Annotated in this window: 22 protein-coding genes; 2 read left to right on the top strand and 20 right to left on the bottom strand. The window is 36.5% G+C overall.

Features of this window, described 5'->3' with window-relative positions; translation table 11 throughout:
* Positions 1-5: 5 nt before the first annotated feature.
* From hisC to OWO01_RS01350, 9 genes are all read right to left on the bottom strand, one after another.
* Positions 6-1,106 (bottom strand): histidinol-phosphate transaminase, encoded by a 1,101-nt coding sequence (hisC, locus tag OWO01_RS01390; RefSeq protein WP_268778632.1) that lies wholly within the window; start codon positions 1,104-1,106, stop codon positions 6-8.
* Between the two features lie 17 nt (positions 1,107-1,123).
* Positions 1,124-1,486 carry a chorismate mutase gene (gene aroH, locus OWO01_RS01385; protein WP_268778631.1) on the bottom strand — a complete coding sequence of 121 codons (363 nt, stop codon included), beginning with the start codon at positions 1,484-1,486 and terminating at the stop codon, positions 1,124-1,126.
* The gene (gene aroB, locus OWO01_RS01380) at positions 1,483-2,565 is read right to left on the bottom strand and encodes a 3-dehydroquinate synthase (protein WP_268778630.1); all 1,083 of its coding nucleotides are present in this window, start codon (positions 2,563-2,565) and stop codon (positions 1,483-1,485) included. The genes aroH and aroB overlap by 4 nt, the downstream gene beginning before the upstream one ends.
* Entirely contained in the window at positions 2,565-3,731 is a 1,167-nt protein-coding gene (gene aroC / locus OWO01_RS01375) for a chorismate synthase (protein WP_268778629.1), read from the bottom strand. Before aroC ends, aroB begins: the two co-directional genes overlap by 1 nt.
* A 144-nt stretch (positions 3,732-3,875) precedes the next feature.
* The gene (locus OWO01_RS01370) at positions 3,876-4,649 is read right to left on the bottom strand and encodes a CheR family methyltransferase (protein WP_268778628.1); all 774 of its coding nucleotides are present in this window, start codon (positions 4,647-4,649) and stop codon (positions 3,876-3,878) included.
* A 242-nt stretch (positions 4,650-4,891) separates the two neighbouring features.
* On the bottom strand, positions 4,892-5,863 hold the full coding sequence (gene hepT / locus OWO01_RS01365; RefSeq protein WP_268778627.1) for a heptaprenyl diphosphate synthase component II: 972 nt from the start codon (positions 5,861-5,863) through the stop codon (positions 4,892-4,894).
* 60 nt (positions 5,864-5,923) lie between these two features.
* On the bottom strand, positions 5,924-6,712 hold the full coding sequence (locus tag OWO01_RS01360) for a heptaprenyl diphosphate synthase component 1 (protein ID WP_268778626.1): 789 nt from the start codon (positions 6,710-6,712) through the stop codon (positions 5,924-5,926).
* Between the two features lie 80 nt (positions 6,713-6,792).
* A complete protein-coding gene (gene mtrB, locus OWO01_RS01355; RefSeq protein WP_268778625.1) occupies positions 6,793-7,002 on the bottom strand; it encodes a trp RNA-binding attenuation protein MtrB in 210 nt (69 codons plus the stop codon).
* Positions 7,003-7,116: 114 nt separating this feature from the next.
* Positions 7,117-7,389: an HU family DNA-binding protein gene (locus OWO01_RS01350; protein WP_268778624.1), complete on the bottom strand. Its 273-nt coding sequence runs from the start codon at positions 7,387-7,389 to the stop codon at positions 7,117-7,119.
* A 281-nt stretch (positions 7,390-7,670) separates the two neighbouring features.
* On the opposite strand from OWO01_RS01350, the gene OWO01_RS01345 reads away from it, so the two are divergent.
* On the top strand, positions 7,671-7,844 hold the full coding sequence (locus OWO01_RS01345; RefSeq protein ID WP_268778623.1) for a hypothetical protein: 174 nt from the start codon (positions 7,671-7,673) through the stop codon (positions 7,842-7,844).
* Between the two features lie 170 nt (positions 7,845-8,014).
* On the opposite strand, the gene spoIVA is transcribed toward OWO01_RS01345, so the two are convergent.
* The 11 genes from spoIVA to OWO01_RS01290 all read right to left on the bottom strand — a co-directional run bounded on the left by spoIVA (position 8,015) and on the right by OWO01_RS01290 (position 19,400).
* On the bottom strand, positions 8,015-9,493 hold the full coding sequence (spoIVA, locus tag OWO01_RS01340; protein WP_268778622.1) for a stage IV sporulation protein A: 1,479 nt from the start codon (positions 9,491-9,493) through the stop codon (positions 8,015-8,017).
* A gap of 230 nt (positions 9,494-9,723) precedes the next feature.
* On the bottom strand, positions 9,724-9,984 hold the full coding sequence (locus OWO01_RS01335; protein ID WP_268778621.1) for a stage VI sporulation protein F: 261 nt from the start codon (positions 9,982-9,984) through the stop codon (positions 9,724-9,726).
* Positions 9,985-10,042: 58 nt separating this feature from the next.
* Positions 10,043-11,083, bottom strand: a complete 1,041-nt coding sequence (locus OWO01_RS01330; RefSeq protein WP_268778620.1) for an NAD(P)H-dependent glycerol-3-phosphate dehydrogenase — start codon at positions 11,081-11,083, stop codon at positions 10,043-10,045.
* Positions 11,084-11,100: 17 nt separating this feature from the next.
* The gene (gene der / locus OWO01_RS01325) at positions 11,101-12,411 is read right to left on the bottom strand and encodes a ribosome biogenesis GTPase Der (RefSeq protein WP_268778619.1); all 1,311 of its coding nucleotides are present in this window, start codon (positions 12,409-12,411) and stop codon (positions 11,101-11,103) included.
* 156 nt (positions 12,412-12,567) lie between these two features.
* Positions 12,568-13,149, bottom strand: coding sequence for a YphA family membrane protein (locus OWO01_RS01320; protein ID WP_268778618.1), 582 nt, complete (start codon positions 13,147-13,149; stop codon positions 12,568-12,570).
* Between the two features lie 107 nt (positions 13,150-13,256).
* The gene (gene rpsA / locus OWO01_RS01315) at positions 13,257-14,396 is read right to left on the bottom strand and encodes a 30S ribosomal protein S1 (protein ID WP_268778617.1); all 1,140 of its coding nucleotides are present in this window, start codon (positions 14,394-14,396) and stop codon (positions 13,257-13,259) included.
* A gap of 100 nt (positions 14,397-14,496) precedes the next feature.
* A complete protein-coding gene (locus tag OWO01_RS01310) occupies positions 14,497-15,078 on the bottom strand; it encodes a lysophospholipid acyltransferase family protein (protein ID WP_268778616.1) in 582 nt (193 codons plus the stop codon).
* A 2-nt stretch (positions 15,079-15,080) separates the two neighbouring features.
* Positions 15,081-15,758 (bottom strand): (d)CMP kinase, encoded by a 678-nt coding sequence (gene cmk, locus OWO01_RS01305; RefSeq protein WP_268778615.1) that lies wholly within the window; start codon positions 15,756-15,758, stop codon positions 15,081-15,083.
* Positions 15,759-15,800: 42 nt separating this feature from the next.
* Entirely contained in the window at positions 15,801-16,469 is a 669-nt protein-coding gene (locus tag OWO01_RS01300; RefSeq protein ID WP_268778614.1) for a flagellar brake protein, read from the bottom strand.
* Positions 16,470-16,844: 375 nt separating this feature from the next.
* Positions 16,845-18,179, bottom strand: coding sequence for a germination protein YpeB (ypeB, locus tag OWO01_RS01295; protein ID WP_268778613.1), 1,335 nt, complete (start codon positions 18,177-18,179; stop codon positions 16,845-16,847).
* A gap of 18 nt (positions 18,180-18,197) precedes the next feature.
* Positions 18,198-19,400 (bottom strand): cell wall hydrolase, encoded by a 1,203-nt coding sequence (locus tag OWO01_RS01290; RefSeq protein WP_418936188.1) that lies wholly within the window; start codon positions 19,398-19,400, stop codon positions 18,198-18,200.
* A 379-nt stretch (positions 19,401-19,779) separates the two neighbouring features.
* Between OWO01_RS01290 and OWO01_RS01285 the strand changes: the two genes are divergently transcribed.
* A complete protein-coding gene (locus OWO01_RS01285) occupies positions 19,780-20,751 on the top strand; it encodes an asparaginase (protein WP_268778612.1) in 972 nt (323 codons plus the stop codon).
* The last annotated feature ends 126 nt before the right edge of the window (positions 20,752-20,877 follow it).

The following is a 20,877-nucleotide window of genomic DNA, read 5'->3' as shown; positions in this document are numbered from 1 at the left end:
ATGATTTAATTCTCCTTTGAATCCACAGTTAAAAATGTCCGAATGTGTTCTTGAAGCTCTTTCATATCTTCTTTTTTTCCAATTGTAATTCTTACACCATTTGGATGGCCCAATGCCTCACCGGATCGAATAATAAAACCTTTACTAAGTAAGTGTTCAAAAAGCGAGTCACCACTAACTGGTAAGGTAACAAATACAAAATTCGTTTCTGAATCATAATATTTTAATTCCATTTCATCGAAAAAAGACAACAAGTCGGCTTTGTTCTTCTTTGTTTCTTCTAAGGAATAATGTAAAAACTCTTCGTCCTGTAGTGCTATAATAGCAGACTTTTGTGCGACTTTTGTTGTATTAAATGGCCCTCGTGCAACATTGAGGGCATTACTTACCACTACATTTGCTACACCATAACCGATCCGAAGACCTGCTAATCCGTATGCTTTAGAAAATGTTCGAAGCACAATTAAATTCGTGTAGTCCTTAAGTGCTGCAATCGTATTTGGCGCATTATCAGCAGTTATATACTCATAATAGGCTTCATCAACTACTACAAGAATATCACTCGGACATTGCTGCATAAACGTTGACAAGGAAGTACTGTTAATCATGCATCCAGTTGGATTATTCGGAGTGCATAGCCAAATAATTTTTGTCTGCTCATCTACCTGATCCAACATCCCTTGCAAATCATGATAACCATTAATTAATGGCACTTCTTTTACTTCTGCACCTTGGATTAATGCATTGTGTTTGTATTGTGGAAATGTCGGCTTAGCAATAATGGTATTTGTTCCTGATTCTAAATATGTACGGCAAATAATATCAACAATTTCATCAGAACCACATCCAAACACTAATTGATCAGGATCAACTTCAAGACGATCACTAAGCAATTGTCGCAATTCCGTTGCATAACCATCTGGATAAATTTCTAAGTTTTTTGTCAAATCTACTATTGCTTGTTTTACATTATCTGAAAAACCAAATGGATTCTCATTCGACGCTAATTTTACTATCCTTGTTAAGTTGTATTCTTTTTTCACGTCTTCTATTTGCTTACCTGGGGTGTACGGTGACATCTGATTGAAAATATTTTTCGCTTGCATCATAAACGCTCCCTACTTTACTTGAGTAAATCTGGTCTTAGTTTTTTTGCTTCATGGTGATACACATGAGCGATCTCTTGCTGATCTTTCGAAGTGTTGATCGTCATCATAATTCGAATACACTTAGCTAAACCACCTGGAACATCAATCTCTTGCATACACATTACCGGAACATAGCTCCAACCTTCAATTTCTCGAATTGGTTTTGCGGGAAATGTAGCATTAAGATCTGCTGTAACAGATACAAGCACGGTAGCAACATCGTTCGGATAAATCTCATTCTGAGCGATCATTTCTTCAGCCAATGTTTGGGTATGTAAGATAATTTCATCTGCATTATTTTCAGATACTGTTGTTGCACCTCTTACACCACGAATCATCGATCCACCAACTCTCGTAAAAATTGTTCTAGTAATCCGATTAATGTGAAATCCTCAATGGATTCCGTGATAGGCTCACCCAGTTCTCTTAATAAAACCATCTGAACACTTTGTTTCTTTGCTTTTTTATCCTTTTTCATTCGATTAATTAGATTATTCACATTAATCGTTGGTGGTAATGCAATCGGATAGTGGTTTCTTTTTAGCCACTCGAATAAACTTTGATAAGGTAATTCCGTATGGAAATGTGCTTCACTAACTTTTATTGCAAATAACATCCCAATTGCAACAGCCTCACCATGTGTTAATTTTCCATAACCTAGTTCAGACTCTAATGCATGGCCTAATGTGTGCCCGAAGTTCAAATATTGTCGAATATTGGACTCTTTCTCATCGAGTTCAACAATATTCGCCTTCACTTGAATGCCACGAAATAAGTGATTCATGAGTTGATCATCTAATAATGGTTTTGTTAAATCAACTTCTTCAATGTCTTCCCAAAATGGTTGATCATGAATAAAACTATGTTTAACAATTTCAGCATAACCAGATCGTATTTCCATTAAAGGGATCGTATGAAGTGTGTCTACATCATATACAACTGCTTGCGGAGGATAGAAGCTACCAATCAAGTTCTTTCCTTCTGGGTGATTAATTGCTACTTTTCCACCGACACTACTGTCATGAGCAAGAATGGTTGTTGGCATCTGGATAAAATCAATTCCTCGCATAAATGTAGCAGCAACAAAGCCAGCCAAGTCTCCAACCATACCGCCTCCTAGAGCGATAATCAAACTGTCTCGGTCTAAACCAGATTGAATCACTTCCGTAATGATATCAAAGTAAACACGGGCGCTTTTGGAACTTTCACCCGCAGGAACAACCGTATAATTTACTGGAAAAGAAGGCTCTAATGATTGAAGGACATCCGGTAAGTATAATGGCTCTACATTGCTGTCCGTAATAATAAATATTTTACTGTAAGATTTGTTAATAAAGCGCTCCATTTGAAAGCGTAAACCTGGGCCAATCGAAACAGCATATTCATTTGTACTAGTTTTGACAGAAATAGAATCCATTAAAAACACCTTACTTCTTCGCGATATTGGTCAAACACTTCTTTCAGTTTAGGAAATTGATCATTAGGGAATTGTTCCAACACAGCTTTAGCGATCTCAAATGCTACTACATGTTCCATCACAACAGCCGCAGCTGGAACCGCGCATGAATCTGATCGTTCGATACTTGCTTGAAAAGCTTCTTTGGTTTCTATATCTACACTTTGCAAAGGTTTATACAAGGTTGGAATAGGCTTCATAACGCCCTTGACTACAATTGGCATACCAGTAGTCATACCGCCTTCAAAACCACCAAGGCGGTTGGTTTTACGATAGTAACCTTCTGCTTCACTCCAACCAATTTCATCGTGAACTTCGCTACCATTACGACGGGCGGCTTCAAATCCAATTCCAAATTCTACTCCTTTAAAAGCGTTAATACTTTGAACAGCAAATGCAATTCTAGCATCTAGTTTGCGATCGTAATGAACATAAGAACCGATTCCAGCTGGTAATCCCTCCACATAAACTTCGCAAACACCACCGATCGAATCTCCGTCTGCTTTCGCTTGATCAATCGCATCCATCATTTTTTTCCCATTCGTATCATCTAAACAGCGCACAGGCGATTCTTCAGAAATCCTCTGCTTATCTTCAAAAGACAGCTCCTTTTGATCTTCTGCCTTAATCCCTGCAATTTCACGAACATATCCAACAATATTAATGCCAAGATGGTTAAGTAAGGTTTTAGCAACAGCACCTGCAGCAACACGTGCTGCTGTTTCTCTAGCAGATGATCTCTCTAAAATGTTCCGCATATCACGATGACCATATTTTATCGCACCATTGAGATCTGCATGACCAGGTCTAGGCCTTGTTACTGTTCTACGAATATCTCCATCCATATCAATGGGGTCTTCACCCATAATGTCCTCCCAATGCTTAAAATCATCATTTTTTACTACCAAGGCAATTGGTGAACCTAAGGTATAGCCATGGCGTACTCCACCGGCAATATCGACTAGATCTTTTTCTATCTGCATACGTTTTCCTCGACCGTGACCTTTTTGTCTACGTAATAAAGATTCATTAACATTTGCACTTGTTAATGGCATCAAAGAAGGTACACCTTCCACAATCGTAGTTAACTGTTTTCCATGCGATTCTCCTGCTGTTAGATAACGCATTAGAATCCCCCCTAATTTGTATGTAATTTTTATTAAATATAACACACCTCACGAGGTCTGTGTGTAGTAAATTAATAGATTATTCTTTTTTTTCTAAAAGTTTTGTCTAGGACCTGTTCTTTTTTGATCATGAATTGTGGGAACCTACTTATCTTTCTGATAAAAGAATGTATCAATTACACGAAAATTATATTTTTCTGGGGTAAAAATTTGCTCTGTACTTCCAACAAAAAGCACCCCTTGTTCATTCAACGATTGGCTAAATTTTTGATAGATCTCTGTTTTTGCTTCTTCTGTAAAGTATATTAGTACATTTCGACAGACAATTAAATCAAAATCTGTTGGATACGGGTCAGATAAAAGATTGTGCTTTTTAAAAGTAATTGCATTTCTGAGCTTCTCATCAATCACATATAACGAACCGTCCTGTTTGAAATACTTCTCTTTTAATTCTTTTGGTACTTCTTTTAATGCTCGTTCGGTATAAATGCCTTTTTTTGCTCTTTCTAAAATTTTGTCATCAAGATCTGTTGCTATAATCGTAACATTAGAAAGATCAACATATTGGCTGAGCATCATTGCGATCGTATAAGGCTCATCTCCAGTTGAACATGCGGCACTCCAAATTTTAATTTTTTTTGATCTTTTTAATTTTTCAGGAAGTATTTTATTTTCTAATACATTCCACCGGACTGAATTGCGATAAAATTCAGACACATTAATAGTCATTTTGTCCAAAAATTCTGCCATCAATTCCGTATCACTAGCTAGCGCCTTATAGAATGATTGAAAGTTATCAAACCCTTTCTTATCTCGTAATGAAGTTAATCTCCGTTTCATTTGAACTTCTTTATATAAAGAAAGATCTATTCCTGTGTGTTTTTTGATAGATTGTGTAAACGCTTGGTAATCAGACATTTTCTTCTTCTCCTTCTTCTCATCCCGTGTAGAGCGCAACTTCAGTAAATGGGGTTTTATACCTATTTGCTATTGATTGGTTAACTGAACCACCCAAAGTATTGCGTTTGTTACGCTCACTTAAATCACGTTGGCTGTTTTATTGATTTGATGTGTTAGTCTTAAAGACGGTTGGTCAGGATAAATAAATAGTAAAAACCTCGCCAATGACGAGGAAACGAATAATATATTCATTGGAAGCACTATGTTTTTCTTTTACCGATATAAATCGCTATTTGTTCGAAAGTTTGCTTCGCCTTTACATCTGGTAAAGCTTTTAAAGTTGAAAAAGCTTTTTGCAAGTAAGCTTCACTAATTTGATAGGACCGTTCAATAGCGTCCGAATGCTTTATTAATTCAATAATTGGCTCCATTTCGATTGATGTTGGTTCCTTTGTTACAGAAAAGATTTTTTTCAATTGATGTGAAACCTTTTGATCTTGCAGTGCAATTAAAGTTGGTAATGTGATCTGCCCTTGAATAAGATCACTTCCTGCTGGCTTACCTAACTGTTTACTTGAAGCAGTAAAATCTAAAATATCATCAATGATCTGATAGGATATGCCAACATAGTATCCATAGAGATAAAGTTTCCTTTGAACAAATTCGGGGGCGTCTACTGCAATAGCACCTAACTGACAACTAGCAGCGATTAACAAGGCTGTTTTTCGTCTTATTCTTCTTAGGTAATCTTTAAAACTTTGATTTAGCCGATATTTATCCTCAATTTGCTTCATCTCACCTAAGGTTAGTTCTACCATAGTTTTAGAGAGTAACTGATGCGCAGTAGGAGTATTCAAAGTGGACAGGCATTCAAGTGCTCGAGCGAATATGTAATCACCAGTATACATTGCTGTACGGTTATCCCAGTTAGCTTTAACGGTTGGCTTTCCTCTTCGTAGTTCCGATTCATCAATCACATCATCATGAACTAATGATGCCATATGAATTAATTCCAATGTGATAGCAGCTGTTTTCACTTTTTCTAAGTCATAATCACCAAATTGTGCCGCCAACAACACAAATACAGGGCGTAATCTCTTCCCTCCCGCATGAAGCAATTGCGACGATGCCTCAGCTAGAACAGGATGTTCTGCTCGTAAAGTTTCTTGTAACTCCTGTTCAATAACCTTTAGATCGGCATTTAGGTAGGAATAGGTTAGGGCTAATTTCATATTTTTCACCTTTATACATTAGTTTATCGTACAACTTAGCAAATAATTTAACTTTGTTGATTAACCTTGTTCTAAGAGCGAAGAGAAATCAGGCGTTTCATCGTGAAAAAAATCCTCTAATTCCGTTCTCAATAAAAAAAATTGACTAGGTAACTCATGCAACAAAGAACTCGATTTTTCCCAGTATTTATTCATTGCTTTTTCAATCGTTTTTACGCAATCATGTCTTGTAATTCCACTAACAAGATCGGTATTTAGTGCATTAAGCACTGGCGTATTTTTATTCATTAAAAAGTTATGCTTTTCTTTTGTTAATTTGCTAGTTAAGAGCCAATTCTCAGCAAATTCATTGATATCAGGAAACCTAAGGTGCTCCCCTACCCTCGTAATTAATTTTGCTTCTAATTTCTTCAGGCGAGAAAGAAAAATAGTAAGTGTCTGTTGTTTTTCATAATACATATACATTTTTAATTCATTCATCTCTTTAATTGCAGATGCTAACGTATGTATCATTGGTACATCATTTAGTTTGGAAAGTATGTAATAATATAATCCACTGTAATAATCTCCAGCTAAAACAGTAAGTTGTCTACTTTTCTTTTTTTCACTAGATTCATTACTATTTGTTTCGGAAACTAAATCATGTGTATCTAACGCAATCTGAACTAACATTGTTGTAATAATGTATTTTTTCTTTTCTTCAATTTCAAGTGGTGTAGCCTCAATTAGATGATATAAAAGAATAAGTTTATTTTGGTCAATGATCGGTGTTTGAATATATTTTTGTAAATAACGATGTTGTAAAATATGTTTTAGTTCTTCTTCAATATTCTCCAACGATAATTCCACCGTATCATCTCCTAACGTTGTTGACCTGTTTTCACTCATTTTTATTATTATAACACAAGCTTATCGATTCCGGTAAAGCATTAACCTGAGCGAACTTCCCCAAAGCTAGATTGAATAATAGCTTTCCCTTTTATTTTCATTGCAGAAGTGTGTTCCGTAAATTGTACAACAAGTAACTCCCCTTCATCAAGCTTTTCAGCATGATGAAATTTGGTATTTTGCCCTCTTGTTAAACCAATTACTTGTACACCATCTTCTAATGCCTTGATGATAAAATGATCTCCTTGCATAAGCTCACTCCTTTATATTTCAGTATATGTATATCAACTATATTTACAATAAAAAAATGGTAAAAGAAAAAGGATGCAAATTTTGCACCCTTCTTCTTGCCCCTATGTAAAGGATTATTTCACGATGTCTTTAAGGGCTTTACCTGGTTTAAATGCTGGAACTTTGCTAGCTGGGATTTCAATCTCAGCACCTGTTTGTGGGTTGCGACCTTTACGGGCAGCACGCTCACGTACTTCAAAGTTACCAAAACCAATTAATTGTACTTTTTCGCCTTCTTTAAGTGAATCCATGATAGATTCAAAAACCGCATCAACAGCTTTTGTTGCATCTTTTTTAGACAATTCACTTGATTCAGCAACGGCATTAATTAGATCTGTTTTGTTCATGATATTCACCTCCTCCCAAAATCAAATAAGTTGAAGCATACGAACTTAAATGGTCCATAATCCATTTGTTCACATTTTTTGGTGATCCTATACTTCTATCCATCAATTAAATGATGACAAGCCTTATAATATACGACTTTTCCCCTAAATTCAACAAAAATTACAATATTAATTAAATTTGTTCTATATACCTATACAAAAATGATGCTTTTTAATCATATAGATGGAAAATTCATTAAAGTACTAGGAGATTTAAGTGCATCTTAACATAGGGTTTAGCTTTGAGGCAAATAATAAACGTTACTGTATTAATCATCATTGTGGAATATACAACAGAAGATGATATTTATAAAGATTCCTTTTGTTATCTATCCATTATGCCAAAATCCGCGGTAATGATGGATTTAAAAATAATTACTGTAGATAATGAAACGTATTTTAATATAAAATTCTAGTTGCAAAACAATCGATATAATAACACCTATTAAATCCTCAATAGGAAGCAACAGCTCGTTATCACACAGTTTTTCCTTAACATTTACTCCAACACTTTTGTATTCACTATTCGCTCTGTTAAAACTGTCACCTTTTTTGCACAAAAAAGAACGACTTGAGTACCAAGCCGTTAAAGAATGATTGCTATTAAGCCTCCAGAACCTTCATTTACAATCCGTTCTAGAGTCTCTTTTAATTTATATCTTGCATTTTCAGGCATTAATGAGATCTTACCTTGAATGCCTTCTCGAACGATGGAGCTTAGAGATCGACCAAAAATATCTGATTCCCAAATAGATAACGGGTCATCCTCAAAGTCTTGCATTAAATACCTTACGAGCTCCTCACTTTGTTTCTCTGTTCCGATTATTGGAGCAAATTCTGATTCTACATCCACTTTGATCATATGGATAGAAGGTGCAACAGCTTTTAAGCGAACTCCAAATCGTGCACCTTGTCTGATGATTTCTGGCTCATCTAAGCTCATATCTGCAATAGTTGGTGCTGCGACACCATATCCTGTTTGCTTGACCATTTGCAGAGCATCCGCTACCTGATCGTATTCACGCTTTGCATTTGCAAAATCTTGCATCAGTTCTAGCAAGTGATCTTTCCCTCTAATTTCTTCACCAACAATTTCTTTGAGGACTTGATCATACAGGTGACTTGGTGCATCCAAATCAATTTCAGCGATCCCTTCGCCCATCTCAATGCCAGCAATTTGCGCGTGATCAATATGATCATATTGATCAAAATAACCAACGACGCGGTCTACATCTCGCAACCTCTTGATATCTTTCACTGTTTCTTGAATAGCATTTTGATAACTTGTTCTTAACCAATGCTCTTCATCTAGCACCATCACCCAGCTTGGTAAGTTAACGTTAACTTCTAGAACTGGGAATTCATAAAGTGCTTCACGTAAGACATTATAAACATCATCTTCTTGCATACTTTCTACACTCATTGCTAAAACTGGAATATCGTACTGTTCAACAAGCTCTTGACGAAGTAACTCTGTTTCTTGTTGATAAGGTTGTACGGAATTTACAACCATAATGAATGGTTTACCAACTGCCTTTAGTTCTTCTACCACTCTTGTCTCAGCTTCCAAATAATCTTCTCTCGGAATATCACCTATTGTGCCATCTGTTGTGATAACAACCCCAATAGTAGAATGCTCTTGAATTACTTTCCTTGTTCCAATTTCAGCTGCTTCATGAAAAGGGATAGGTTCTTCATACCATGGTGTATGAATCATTCTAGGGCCATTCTCATCTTCAAACCCTTGTGCACCATTGACGGTATATCCTACACAATCCACCAACCGTACATTTACATCCAGTCCCTCATCTACTTGCAAAGAAACTGCTTGGTTTGGAACAAACTTTGGTTCCGTAGTCATAATAGTCTTTCCTGCAGCACTTTGTGGAAGTTCATCTTGCGCACGGGCACGGTCACCTTCATCACTTATGTTTGGTAAAACTACTTTTTCCATAAACTTTTTGATAAACGTTGATTTTCCCGTGCGAACTGCTCCGACAACACCTAAATAAATGTCACCGTTCGTTCTTTTCGAAATATCTTTAAAAATATCTACCTTTTCCAAATGATCCCCTCCCGGTCTTCAACCTAAACGAATACGAATCTCTGACATTTAAAGTCTATGACGTTGTCCCACAAGAATATAACCTCAAAAATAAAAAAACCAAGATAGAAGGGGCAATTCTATCTTGGTTCGACTAAATATAATACCCAGGGCAACTTTAAAATGAATGCTTGTGCGTTATATTTTATGCGTAATATTGGTTTATTGTATCAACACTTGCCTAGTATTCACTATTTTTTAAACAGTTGTCCTAAAGTACTAATATCTTTAGGCATTTTATTCTTTGTAATCGATTGAACTAGCTTATCTTCTTTTTCAGGTGAAATCGGTTTGTTAGCCATGTTTGCGAGTTGTCTTACAAGTGATCGGACAGTTGCTTCATCTGTAAAATCAGCATTTTGGACAGAGTTAGCTACCTTAATAATTTCTTCAGCACTAATATTTGATTTGCTTTGAATTTGCTCGAACATATTTTTTTGAAAATCGTTCACAAGCTCTCCTCCTTGACTATATTTCTCATCATACTATATGCAAGAAGGAGTAAACCTGTTAATCTTGATAATGCTCTTTTAACATCGCATGTACTTCATCTGTTTCCTGACGACGCATCCTTGTCATCAATTGGTCTACAACATCCCTTGGCTCAGCAGATTCAAACAGAATATGATAAATACCGGTCGTAATAGGCATTTGTATCCCTTTTGCTTCAGCAAGTTGATATGCTGCTTGAGCGGTCCGAACACCCTCGACAACCATTCCCATTTGATCTAAAACAGAATCTAACGTGTGACCCTTAGCAAGCAAATTACCCGCTTTCCAATTCCTACTATGTACACTCGTACACGTAACAATAAGATCACCCACTCCCGTTAAGCCAACGAAGGTTAGTGGATCCGCCCCCATTGCCGTGCCTAGACGAGCGATTTCGGTCAACCCCCTAGTTACAAGGGCAGCCTTTGCATTGTCTCCATAGCCAAGTCCATCAGAAATACCAGCACCTAGTGCAATAATATTTTTTAAAGATCCACCTAACTCCACACCAATTAAATCTGTTCCTGTGTATACACGAAAATGCTGATTCATAAATAAATCTTGTGCGCGTTTCGCAGCTACCTTGCTTCTTGAAGCAGCAGTTACTGTTGTTGGTTGTTTAATGCTTACTTCTTCTGCATGACTAGGCCCAGATAAAACAACAATTTCTTCAAATAGTTCGCGCGGAAGTTCTTCTTCCATCATTTCAGAAATACGTTTAAACGTGACTGGTTCAATGCCTTTTGTTCCATGAATCATGGTAACCTTGTGTTTCAACACTGCTCCAACCTGTTTACACACTGATCGAATTGCAGTTGTCGGAAGTACAAAAATGATAGCAGAAACTTGTTCTACTGCGTCAGATAGATCATGATATGCTTGTAATCCTGCAGGTATTGTAACTCCAGGCAAATAGTTATTATTGGTATGTGTTTCATTCATTTCTTTTGCATGACTTTCAATATGTGTCCATAAACGCACATCATGACCATTATCGTGTAATACCATTGCTAATGCAGTTCCCCAACTTCCAGCACCTAATACAGCAACTTTTCCCATGAAATAGTCCTCCCCCTTTAGCTTCGTCTTCGAGCAAAAATCTTTATCGGTGTGCCTTCAAATCCAAAAGCATCTCGTATACGGTTTTCTAAGAAACGCTCATAAGAAAAATGTAACAATTCAGGGTCATTAACAAACACCACAAAACTTGGCGGTTTAACCGCAACTTGAGTAGCATATAAAATCTTTAATCGTTGACCATTCTTCGTTGGTGTAGGATTGGTTGCAACGGCATCCATCACAACATCGTTCAAGACATTAGTCTCCACTCTTTTTGAGTGATTCTCACTTGCTATTAAGACTTGTGGAATTAATGTGTGAATTCTTTTTTTCGTTAGAGCTGACAAAAACACGATCGGAGCATAGTCTAAAAACGGAAAATGCGCACGCACTTTCTCTTCAAATGCCTTCATCGCTTTTTCATCTGATTCTACCGTATCCCATTTATTTACTACAATTACAACAGCTTTTCCTGCCTGATGGGCATACCCAGCAATTTTTTTATCTTGTTCAATGATGCCCGTTTCGGCATCAATTAGTGTTAGCACAACATCCGAACGTTCGATTGCTTTTAATGCTCGTAATATGCTATACCGCTCTGTAGCTTCGTATATCTTTCCTCTTTTACGCATACCCGCGGTATCAATAATGACAAAATCACGATCCTCTTTATGAAAAGGCGTATCAATGGCATCTCGGGTTGTACCAGCAATCGAGCTAACAATCACTCGCTCTTGTTGTAAGATCGAATTTACCAAAGATGATTTCCCTACATTTGGCCTGCCAATCAAACTAAAGTAGATCGTATCTTGATCAACGGATTCTACTTCAAGATTAGGAAAATAGTCGACAACTTTATCTAATAAATCTCCTAACCCCAATCCATGTGTTCCTGAGATTGGGTATGGTTCACCAAATCCGAGGCTGTAAAACTCATAAATCTCATCCCTCATTTCAGGATTATCTACTTTATTTACCGCTAAAACGACAGGTTTATTCGATTTGTATAAAATCTTAGCAACCTCTTCATCTGCCGCAGTAATCCCTTCACGAGCGTTGACAAGAAAAATAATAACATCCGCTTCTTGTATAGCCATATCTGCTTGTTCACGCATTTGAACAAGTAATGGTTCGTCACCTAATTCAATTCCACCTGTATCAATCAAATTAAAATTTGTTGTTAACCACTCTGCTTCTGAATAAATTCGATCTCTCGTTACACCCGGTGTGTCTTCAACAATGGAGATCCTCTCTCCAACAAGTCGATTAAAGATTGTCGATTTCCCCACATTTGGTCTTCCTACTATTGCTACAATTGATTTTCTCACGAAAGGTACATCCTTCCCAAATTCTTCTATTATTGTTTCCTTGTTAGTTCTTTGATAATCATCACGAACCTTAACTTATACATTTTAGCAAAAGCAGTATGATTAAACAACCTTTCCATTCACAACCAACTAGTACTATGATCAATATAATCCTGTTTAATTCGTCTGCTCTTCCAACTTTTCAAGCAACTTTTTATATTTATATTTACCTTGTTTCCATTGTTGAAACATAAATAGAAAGGCGATTTGAATCAAAATCAAATGAATGAAACGAATATCACCAAGTCTCATCGACCAAGCTAGTTGAGATACAAAGATAACGTAAAAAAATTCACCTAATAATAGGGGGAAACTAGCAATTAAATAACGTTTCACAACCGAATTTGTAACGAGAAATGCAACCAACGTATATATTGTTGTTAAAATCATCGCATCCGGAATAAATAACCATATCGGTCTTACAATCAAGATGAATTTCAAACCAGTATAACTAATTGCAAGAAAAAATATTACCGCTAGAAGCTCTAAGCTTTCCTTCTGCTTTAAAAGAATTAACAAATAAGTGATCGTTAATAGTACATAAGACATATATAATTCTAGTCCAAAAATGATGAATGTTGATTGTGATAGAGATATCACTATTAACGTAAGAGCAGCTAGCCTGTTTCGAAGTTGAATATTTGGAAAGAAAAAAGTGATAATAATCCAAAATAACCAACTTAACCAATAGAAAAACATCTCATCACATCCCTTCCTTAGCCATTATAACTAGAAAAAGAAATTTCAAACGATTTTCCCTTTAAAAACAAAAAACTTGTGCACAATTTTTGTGCACAAGTTTTTTATTATTTGTATTTATCTAACTGGTTACCAATCATATCACCCAAGGAGAAACCGTTATTCTCTTCTTCTTTTTGATAAGATTGCAGTTCTTTATGATCTTGTTCTTCTTGAATCTCTTTAATACTTAATGAAATACGTTTTTCGTCTTCGTTAATATCTAAAACCTTTACATTAACGGTTTGTCCAATTTCTAATACTTCTTGAGGTGATCCAATATGTTTTGTTGCAATTTGAGAAATATGAACTAAACCTTCTACTTGTGGTAAAACTTCAACAAAAGCACCAAAGTGTACTAATCTCTTTACCGTTCCATCTACAATATCACCCACCTGTAGCTTTGATTCGATATTTTCCCATGGACCTGGTTGCGTGGCTTTCATAGACAAAGAAATTCTTCCTGTTTCTTTATCAACAGACAACACTTTTACTTTTACGGTCTCACCTTCAGAAACGACATCACTAGCTTTATCCACATGATCGTGAGCCAGCTGTGAAATATGAACAAGTCCGTCGATGCCTCCTAAATCAACAAAAACACCAAAGTCTGTAATGCGAGCAACCTTTCCTTCGAGTACTTCGTTTTCCACTAATGACTCTAGTACTTGTTGTTTCTTTGCAGCATCTTCCGCTTCTGCTACCGCGCGATGAGATAAGATCACACGATTTTGGCTCTTATCCAACTCAACAACTTGTAAGGTTAGACTTTTATCTTGATAATCAGAAAAATCTTCAACAAAATGTGTTTCTACAAGCGAAGCGGGGATAAATCCACGCACGCCTACATCAACAACTAACCCACCTTTTACTACTTCCTTAACGGTAGCTTCAAACACTTCTTTGTCATTAAATTTTTGCTCTAATGATTGCCATGCCGCTTCTGCGTCAACAGCTTGTTTTGACAATACCACTTCATCGTCAGATATTTTTTTTATTTTTAATGTTAATTCATCATCAACAGATACAACTTCGTTTGCATTTTCTACATGAAGACTTGACAATTCACCAATTGGAACAATACCATCTGTCTTCCAGCCAATATCGACTAATACCTGTTTATCTTCAACCTTTACTACTTTACCAGTCACCACTTCACCAACAGTCAACTCTTTAAAGTCTGACACTTCTTCGTTCATTTCATCCATGAAAAAATCCTCCTTCAATTTGCGACAAAAATAAATTAAGATATTCTTTTTTCTAACTTCTAACATTTCTTATCGTTTGTCAAGCAATAGCAAATATTTTTTACAAATTATTTTGTTTTAATTTTTTGATCTCATTCATTATCTTATCTGTTGCTTCTTTTGCTGAAGCTTTTTCGTTTCTTAGTTGCTCCATATCAACAGGTTTCCCATAGACAATTTTTAACCTTTTTCCTTTTTGATAAGGTCCGATAATAGCACAGGGAACAACGTTAGCATTTGAACGCAATGCAAAGAACCCGATTCCGGACAAACCTTCCCCAATTTCGCCCGTTTTACTTCTCGTCCCCTCAGGAAACAAACCTAGCGCCTTCCCATCTTCTAATATTTTTAGCACGGTTCTTAAAGCGTTACGATCTTTCATTCCACGCTTAATCGGAACCGCTCCTAAGCTATTCATAAGTAACCGTAAAAGTCTCTTTTGGAATAATTCTTCTTTCGCTAAAAAATGAAGGTCACGTGGACAAGATCCCCCTACAATTGGTGGATCAAAATTAGAAATATGATTAGAACAGACAATTAAAGGTCCTGATTTAGGTATATTTTCTTTTCCAATAACTTGCATTCGATAGATTGGTTTTAAGACAAACCAAACCAGAGTTTTTGCAAATTTATAAAACAGCATCTCTATTCTCCTTTACGCTTTACTATTTCTAGTATTTTTTCACTTACTTCTTGAATAGATAGTGATGTTGTATCAATTTCAATAGCATCTGAAGCTTTAACTAATGGAGAAATTTCACGTTCTGTATCTAATTGGTCTCTTCTTTCAATCTCATTTTCTAACTGTTTTAGATCTGAAGGGTAACCTTTTTTTGTATTTTCCTTATGCCTTCTTTCTGCACGTTCTTTTACCGATGCAATTAAGAATATTTTGACTTCTGCATCAGGAATAACATGGGATCCGATATCACGACCATCCATAACAACACCACGTTTTTTCGATAATTCACGTTGTCTCTTGACCATCTCTTTTCGAACCAAACCGTGTTGAGCTACAACAGAAACTTTATTTGTAACCATTTGATTTCGAATATCCTCTGTTACATCGGTGCTATCTAGAAATACCTTTTGTTCTTTGGCCCCTTGTTGAAGATCGATAGTAGTTTTTTTCAATAATTGATAAAGTTCTTCACCATTGTCCAAGTCAATATCATTAATTATTGCTTTATGTGTGATAGCACGATACATTGCCCCAGTATCAATATAAATATATTGTAATTTTTTTGCTACAATTTTTGCCACGGTACTTTTTCCAGCTGCCGCTGGTCCGTCAATGGCTATGGCTAATTTACTTTTTAACATGTTTTTCTCCCTTTCACAACAATGGACATCTTATTTCCATCATTAAATCCCTGATTCCAATTGATTTCTGCGTTCTTTTAACTGCGTATCGAAACAAAATTGTATAATTTTATCTCGGTCTTTTTCTCCAATATCTTTGAATTTAACCGATAATAGCTGTTTGTTCTGATGATTTTTCTCGTGAATTCGAATAGCTTCCGCTTCTACAGATACATATAGATTGCTTGCTTTCGTTGTCGGAATAACGATCCATATCGCTAATAACTGACCGGCTTTCATTTTATGATTTTCAGGTAACAAAATCGCCAGTCCTCCACCACTGATATCGGTTGTTAACGATGTAAATGGGAGAAAGTTATTCTCCGGATGATGGACAGAGACATCAAGATTAGCATCGACACGAACATACTCACGGCGCTGAATTTTTTGTATTTTAGAAAAATCGATATGTAATAATAGCATTGGAATTTTATTCTTCTTCTTCCCCTTAATTTCCGTTTCAAACGTATAAACAGAATCATGCTCACCAACGAAATACGCAGAAAACGAACTTCCTTTAGGGAAAATATCCGTACGACCTGTTTTCACATTAATAGGATAATCAATATAAATAGTATGGCTCTTTAACTCCACGATTCTACAACGATAACGTTCGCACACACCATCAGGCCCTTCACGTTCAAGCGTTAAGTTTGTACCAATCTTAATCAATTTGTTCCCCTGCCTTCACTATCAATAATTATGTATACTGTTATTATTGCAAAAAAGATAGGGATTGCGCAAGTTGATTATTTTATATTTGTATAAGTATCTTTTTTTTGAATATAAACCTATGTTTGCGATTTTACTTTTTTTAACAAAAAAACGACATGTTATCAGTTTGTCAACAGTTAACTAAATACAAATAAATCACATTTATGTTGTAAAAAAAGAAAACGACGTATGCCGTTTTCTTTTTTCTTTATTCCTTTATCTTTATTTTGGAATAACAGATGTTAGAGCCCTGATGACATAGGAGTATCTAGCTCATCCTGTAATTGAATGATCAGTCGGAAAAAGCCACCGATTTACTCTAGTTTTCCTTTATTAACCCCATTTTGATTCCACATCATTCAATCTTTCTACATAAACTTCCATGCCAGTTTCAGCGTCAATGACAATTCGATAGGTATCATTATCAATCGTACCAAGGAAAGTGTAAGCTACCAATTCATCTCCACGATTATCTTCAACGATAGCCAAATGATAATCTTGAATCGTTACAGATGGATTAACCTTATCTTGTGCTTCTTCTAATGTTAATTTAGGTTCATCTATTTCTCTTTCTTTATGGTTTCGATAATAATCTCTCGTAGTAAATCCTAGTATATCTCCATTATCTAACGCAACTTTCACTTGAACTCGGTCAGGATAAACATGGTAATCGTCTTGTTGGTAAATAAACTGAAACACACCCGAATCACTATACTGACTACCTTGAAGAAGAATCATATTTTCTAATCCTTGATCAGCTAACAATTCTTCTGCTCTATGCTGTGCGTCATTCAAACTTATTTGAGTTTCATTTACATCTCTATTCAACATAAATGATAAGATATGCCCACCCTGTTTAGACAGTGTCACATAACCATGCTCCTCTTGGCCGTCAAAGGAAGCACTATAGGTTGGAAGCTGTGCACCCTCACCACTCTCTGCGATAGATAGAGTTAAATCATCATTTAAATTAAATTCCTCTCTAACTTTTTCCTCTGCTTCTCTTTCAGAAAGTGTTCTTCCAGAAATATTTAGATAACCATCATGCTGTTCAGGCATCCCAGCAATTAAATTAGGAAATTGTGCTTCTGAATAGCCTTGCACCGCATGCTCTACCGTTTCAAAACCGTTTATAATTAGGTTATCATAAGGTCCTTCATTGGACAGTAGCGCTAATTCAACATCCATCCACCTTAGATTCTCGTTCAGCACTTGATGTTGTACGGTTCTTAATTCTTGACGAATTTCATCTGATGATACATATAGTTGGCGTAGCTTTTCTACCTCATCTTCAGAAAGTGGATCGTGTTCTAGATTACGAACAGCTACTTCATAAGTAAAGTTACCTATTTCTGATAAGAATTGTTCCGTCTTATTAAAGGGAAGCAACGCAAGTGGTAATTGTCCTACGTCCATTTGTGCTTCAGATGTTAATCTCCAAATATCAATTAATTGTGGTGAGAGCTGCTCATTTGTATTTAAAGCAAGTGTCGTACCAATCTTATCATGCAATAGATCCATGTGATAAGTCAGATCATGAAATGCTCGTTGATAATTGTTTTCCGCTTGAATCATCATCGCATTTTTCTCTTGATGTTCCTGATAACCCCAAGCGCCTGTTCCAATCACTGCAATTGCTAATATTCCTACTAAAATCCATCGTCTCATTTTTATACCACCTCTTTCTTAATCACAAAAAATATGCTTACCTATTCTCTTAATTTGTGGTCTAGACCAAATCCAACTAGACGTTGCTGTATCTGGGTTAAAATAATAAATTGCTTCACCAGAAGGATCCCATCCATTAATTGCATCAATTACAGCTCGTCTAGCTGTTTCATTAGGTTCCATATAAATTTGACCGTCAGCCACAGCCGTGAAGGCTCTTGGTTCAAAAATTACATTAGATACTGTATTTGGGAAAATCGGGCTTTGGATACGATTTAGTATTACTGCAGCAACAGCGACTTGTCCTTCATACGGTTCGCCTCTTGCTTCGCCATAAACAGCTTGAGCCATTAATTGAATATCATTCTGTGAATATCCATCTGGTATATTTACTGAAGTTGGTTCAATTGGAGCATCATCAATAGTATCCGCTTGATCTGTATCTTGTTGTTGCTCGGCTTGATCCGGTTGTTGTTCAGGTGTGGGCTGTTGCTCCTCTTGTTCTGGTTGTTGTTCAGGCGCAGGTTGTTGCTCACCTTGATCTTCTTGTTGCTCAGGACCGGGTTGTTGCTCGGCTTGATCTTGTTGTTGTTCAGGCGCAGGTTGTTGCTCGGCTTGATCCGGTTGTTGTTGAGGTGCGGGTTGTTGCTCGGCCTGATCCGGTTGTTGTTCAGGTGCGGGTTGTTGCTCGGCCTGATCCGGTTGTTGTTCAGGTGCGGGTTGTTGCTCGGCCTGATCTTGTTGTTTCTCAGGTGCAGGCTGTTGCTCACCTTGATCTTGTTGTTGCTGTGGTGCTGGCGTTTGCTGTCTACCTGAATGGTGCCTTTTCACCTGATGTTCCCATGGCATTCCACCATAATGGGTAAACGTGTTCCCTTCTTCTAAGTTTTTTCTAACAAAATCTTTATTGTAATCTGTTGCTCTCACTAGCATATCTTTTGCTTGATCACCAGCGAGACCATCGACAGGCATACCAAATTCATCTTGAAAATGGCGTAGCGCCCAATAGGTTCCCCAACCAAAAACACCATCAATCGTGCCGTGGTAGAAACCTATATATTGCAATCTTGCTTGAAGTTCAATAACATCCTCTCCTGTTGCCCCATGTTGAATTACTTGTTCACTAAATGCATTTACATTAGAAACAGGGTATAGGAACATTACACCAGATAGCAAAGTTACTATACATAATGTTAAAAACCTACTTTTCTTGATCTCCATTTAAATCTCCTCCTCAAGTTGAGCAGTAATTATCACTTTGTTGTTGCTATATATTGTTTAGTGAATTGAATATTTTATACATAAAAATATTCCTTCCTTCAACAAACTTTCATTTTGAAAAAGGTTAAAAATCTTTTATTATGATTAAAAAAAGCGTATGATAAAGTGAAACTTCAATCAGTGAGAGTTTTTAGGTATTCCCCCACTGATTGTTAGCCCTAAAGGATGACCTAAAGGCCTTTGAACCATTTGGGGGCTACCGTCCTTTGCTCCCACGTAAACAACTTGGTGTTTTCGTTGTTTTGAGGTAGGAGTCTTACGGACGGTTGCTCTGGGATAAATAGATGGAGAGTTTTCTCATTATATTTGGGGGTGCAAAATGAAAAAAATATTAATTATCCATACTGGTGGAACAATTGCTATGGCAGAAGATCAAAAAACCGGGGCAATTTCAACAGCTGTTGAGCATCCATTAACAAAACATTTCGACCAAATGAAGTCAATGGCAGATATTCATGAAGACTTCCTCTTTGACTTACCGTCTCCACATATTACACCAAGTCACATGCTAGATATGGGTATACATATTGAGGAAAAATTAGATCAGGAAAGTTATGATGGAATTGTTGTCACACACGGAACAGATACTCTGGAAGAGACTGCTTACTTTCTCGATTTATATTTGGATATTCAAGTCCCGGTTGTCATTACTGGTGCCATGAGATCCAGTAATGAAGTCGGCTCTGATGGTTTATACAATCTCATTAGTGCAATCCGAGTTGCTAGTAGTGGCGAGGCAAAAGAAAAAGGAATTCTTGTCGTAATGAATGATGAGATTCATAGTGCTGCCTACGTTACGAAAACTTCTACAAGTAATGTAGCTACTTTTCAAAGTCCACAATATGGACCTATTGGAATTTTGACAAAACAAGAGGTTTACTTCTATCATAAATGGATTAGTTTTGAGAAATTCCGAATACAAACAGTAACAAAAAAAGTATTACTTCTTAAAGTTCATGCAGGCATTGATGTAGAATTCATTCAGGCAATAACAAATCTTTCCATTGACGGACTAGTGATCGAGGGGTTTGGTCAAGGTAATGTTCCACCTGTTTTTGTTGATCCGATTATAACATTGCTAAAAAAAGAGATTCCTGTTGTGGTTGTCTCTCGAAGCTTTGAAGGTGTAGTTCAACCTACATATGACTATGTTGGTGGCGGCAAACAGCTACATGATATTGGTGTATTGTTTGCGAAACGATTGTCCGGTCCTAAAGCACGAATTAAATTAATGATGCTTTTAGAAGCAAAGTATTCGTATGAGCATATCAAAACATTGTTGGAGTTATAATATTCACAAAATACTAGGGGAATCAAATGGTGAGGATTTCTGGGTTTCTTCTATATGTTTGTAGCTAAGAAGACATGAAGACTTTCGAACAAAGAATACGCGAAGCAAACTACATTTCTAGAAGTA

Source organism: Natronobacillus azotifigens (assembly GCF_026805325.1).
Taxonomy (GTDB): Bacteria; Bacillota; Bacilli; order Bacillales; family Amphibacillaceae; genus Natronobacillus; species Natronobacillus azotifigens.
The sequence above is the reverse complement of the archived record's forward strand: the minus strand, read 5'-3'. Positions and strand labels throughout refer to the sequence as shown.

What these genes read in the sequence shown, in the direction of transcription:
- OWO01_RS01370 (WP_268778628.1), bottom strand. Translation starts at nt 4,649, where the DNA reads ATGTCTGATTACCAAGCGTTTACACAATCTATCAAAAAACACACAGGA.
- ypeB (WP_268778613.1), bottom strand. Translation starts at nt 18,179, where the DNA reads ATGAGACGATGGATTTTAGTAGGAATATTAGCAATTGCAGTGATTGGA.
- hisC (WP_268778632.1), bottom strand. Translation starts at nt 1,106, where the DNA reads ATGCAAGCGAAAAATATTTTCAATCAGATGTCACCGTACACCCCAGGT.
- rpsA (WP_268778617.1), bottom strand. Translation starts at nt 14,396, where the DNA reads ATGGATGAAATGAACGAAGAAGTGTCAGACTTTAAAGAGTTGACTGTT.
- cmk (WP_268778615.1), bottom strand. Translation starts at nt 15,758, where the DNA reads ATGTTAAAAAGTAAATTAGCCATAGCCATTGACGGACCAGCGGCAGCT.
- OWO01_RS01320 (WP_268778618.1), bottom strand. Translation starts at nt 13,149, where the DNA reads ATGTTTTTCTATTGGTTAAGTTGGTTATTTTGGATTATTATCACTTTT.
- OWO01_RS01310 (WP_268778616.1), bottom strand. Translation starts at nt 15,078, where the DNA reads ATGCTGTTTTATAAATTTGCAAAAACTCTGGTTTGGTTTGTCTTAAAA.
- OWO01_RS01290 (WP_418936188.1), bottom strand. Translation starts at nt 19,400, where the DNA reads ATGGAGATCAAGAAAAGTAGGTTTTTAACATTATGTATAGTAACTTTG.
- aroC (WP_268778629.1), bottom strand. Translation starts at nt 3,731, where the DNA reads ATGCGTTATCTAACAGCAGGAGAATCGCATGGAAAACAGTTAACTACG.
- aroB (WP_268778630.1), bottom strand. Translation starts at nt 2,565, where the DNA reads ATGGATTCTATTTCTGTCAAAACTAGTACAAATGAATATGCTGTTTCG.
- OWO01_RS01330 (WP_268778620.1), bottom strand. Translation starts at nt 11,083, where the DNA reads ATGGGAAAAGTTGCTGTATTAGGTGCTGGAAGTTGGGGAACTGCATTA.
- OWO01_RS01285 (WP_268778612.1), top strand. Translation starts at nt 19,780, where the DNA reads ATGAAAAAAATATTAATTATCCATACTGGTGGAACAATTGCTATGGCA.
- hepT (WP_268778627.1), bottom strand. Translation starts at nt 5,863, where the DNA reads ATGAAATTAGCCCTAACCTATTCCTACCTAAATGCCGATCTAAAGGTT.
- mtrB (WP_268778625.1), bottom strand. Translation starts at nt 7,002, where the DNA reads ATGCAAGGAGATCATTTTATCATCAAGGCATTAGAAGATGGTGTACAA.
- aroH (WP_268778631.1), bottom strand. Translation starts at nt 1,486, where the DNA reads ATGATTCGTGGTGTAAGAGGTGCAACAACAGTATCTGAAAATAATGCA.
- OWO01_RS01350 (WP_268778624.1), bottom strand. Translation starts at nt 7,389, where the DNA reads ATGAACAAAACAGATCTAATTAATGCCGTTGCTGAATCAAGTGAATTG.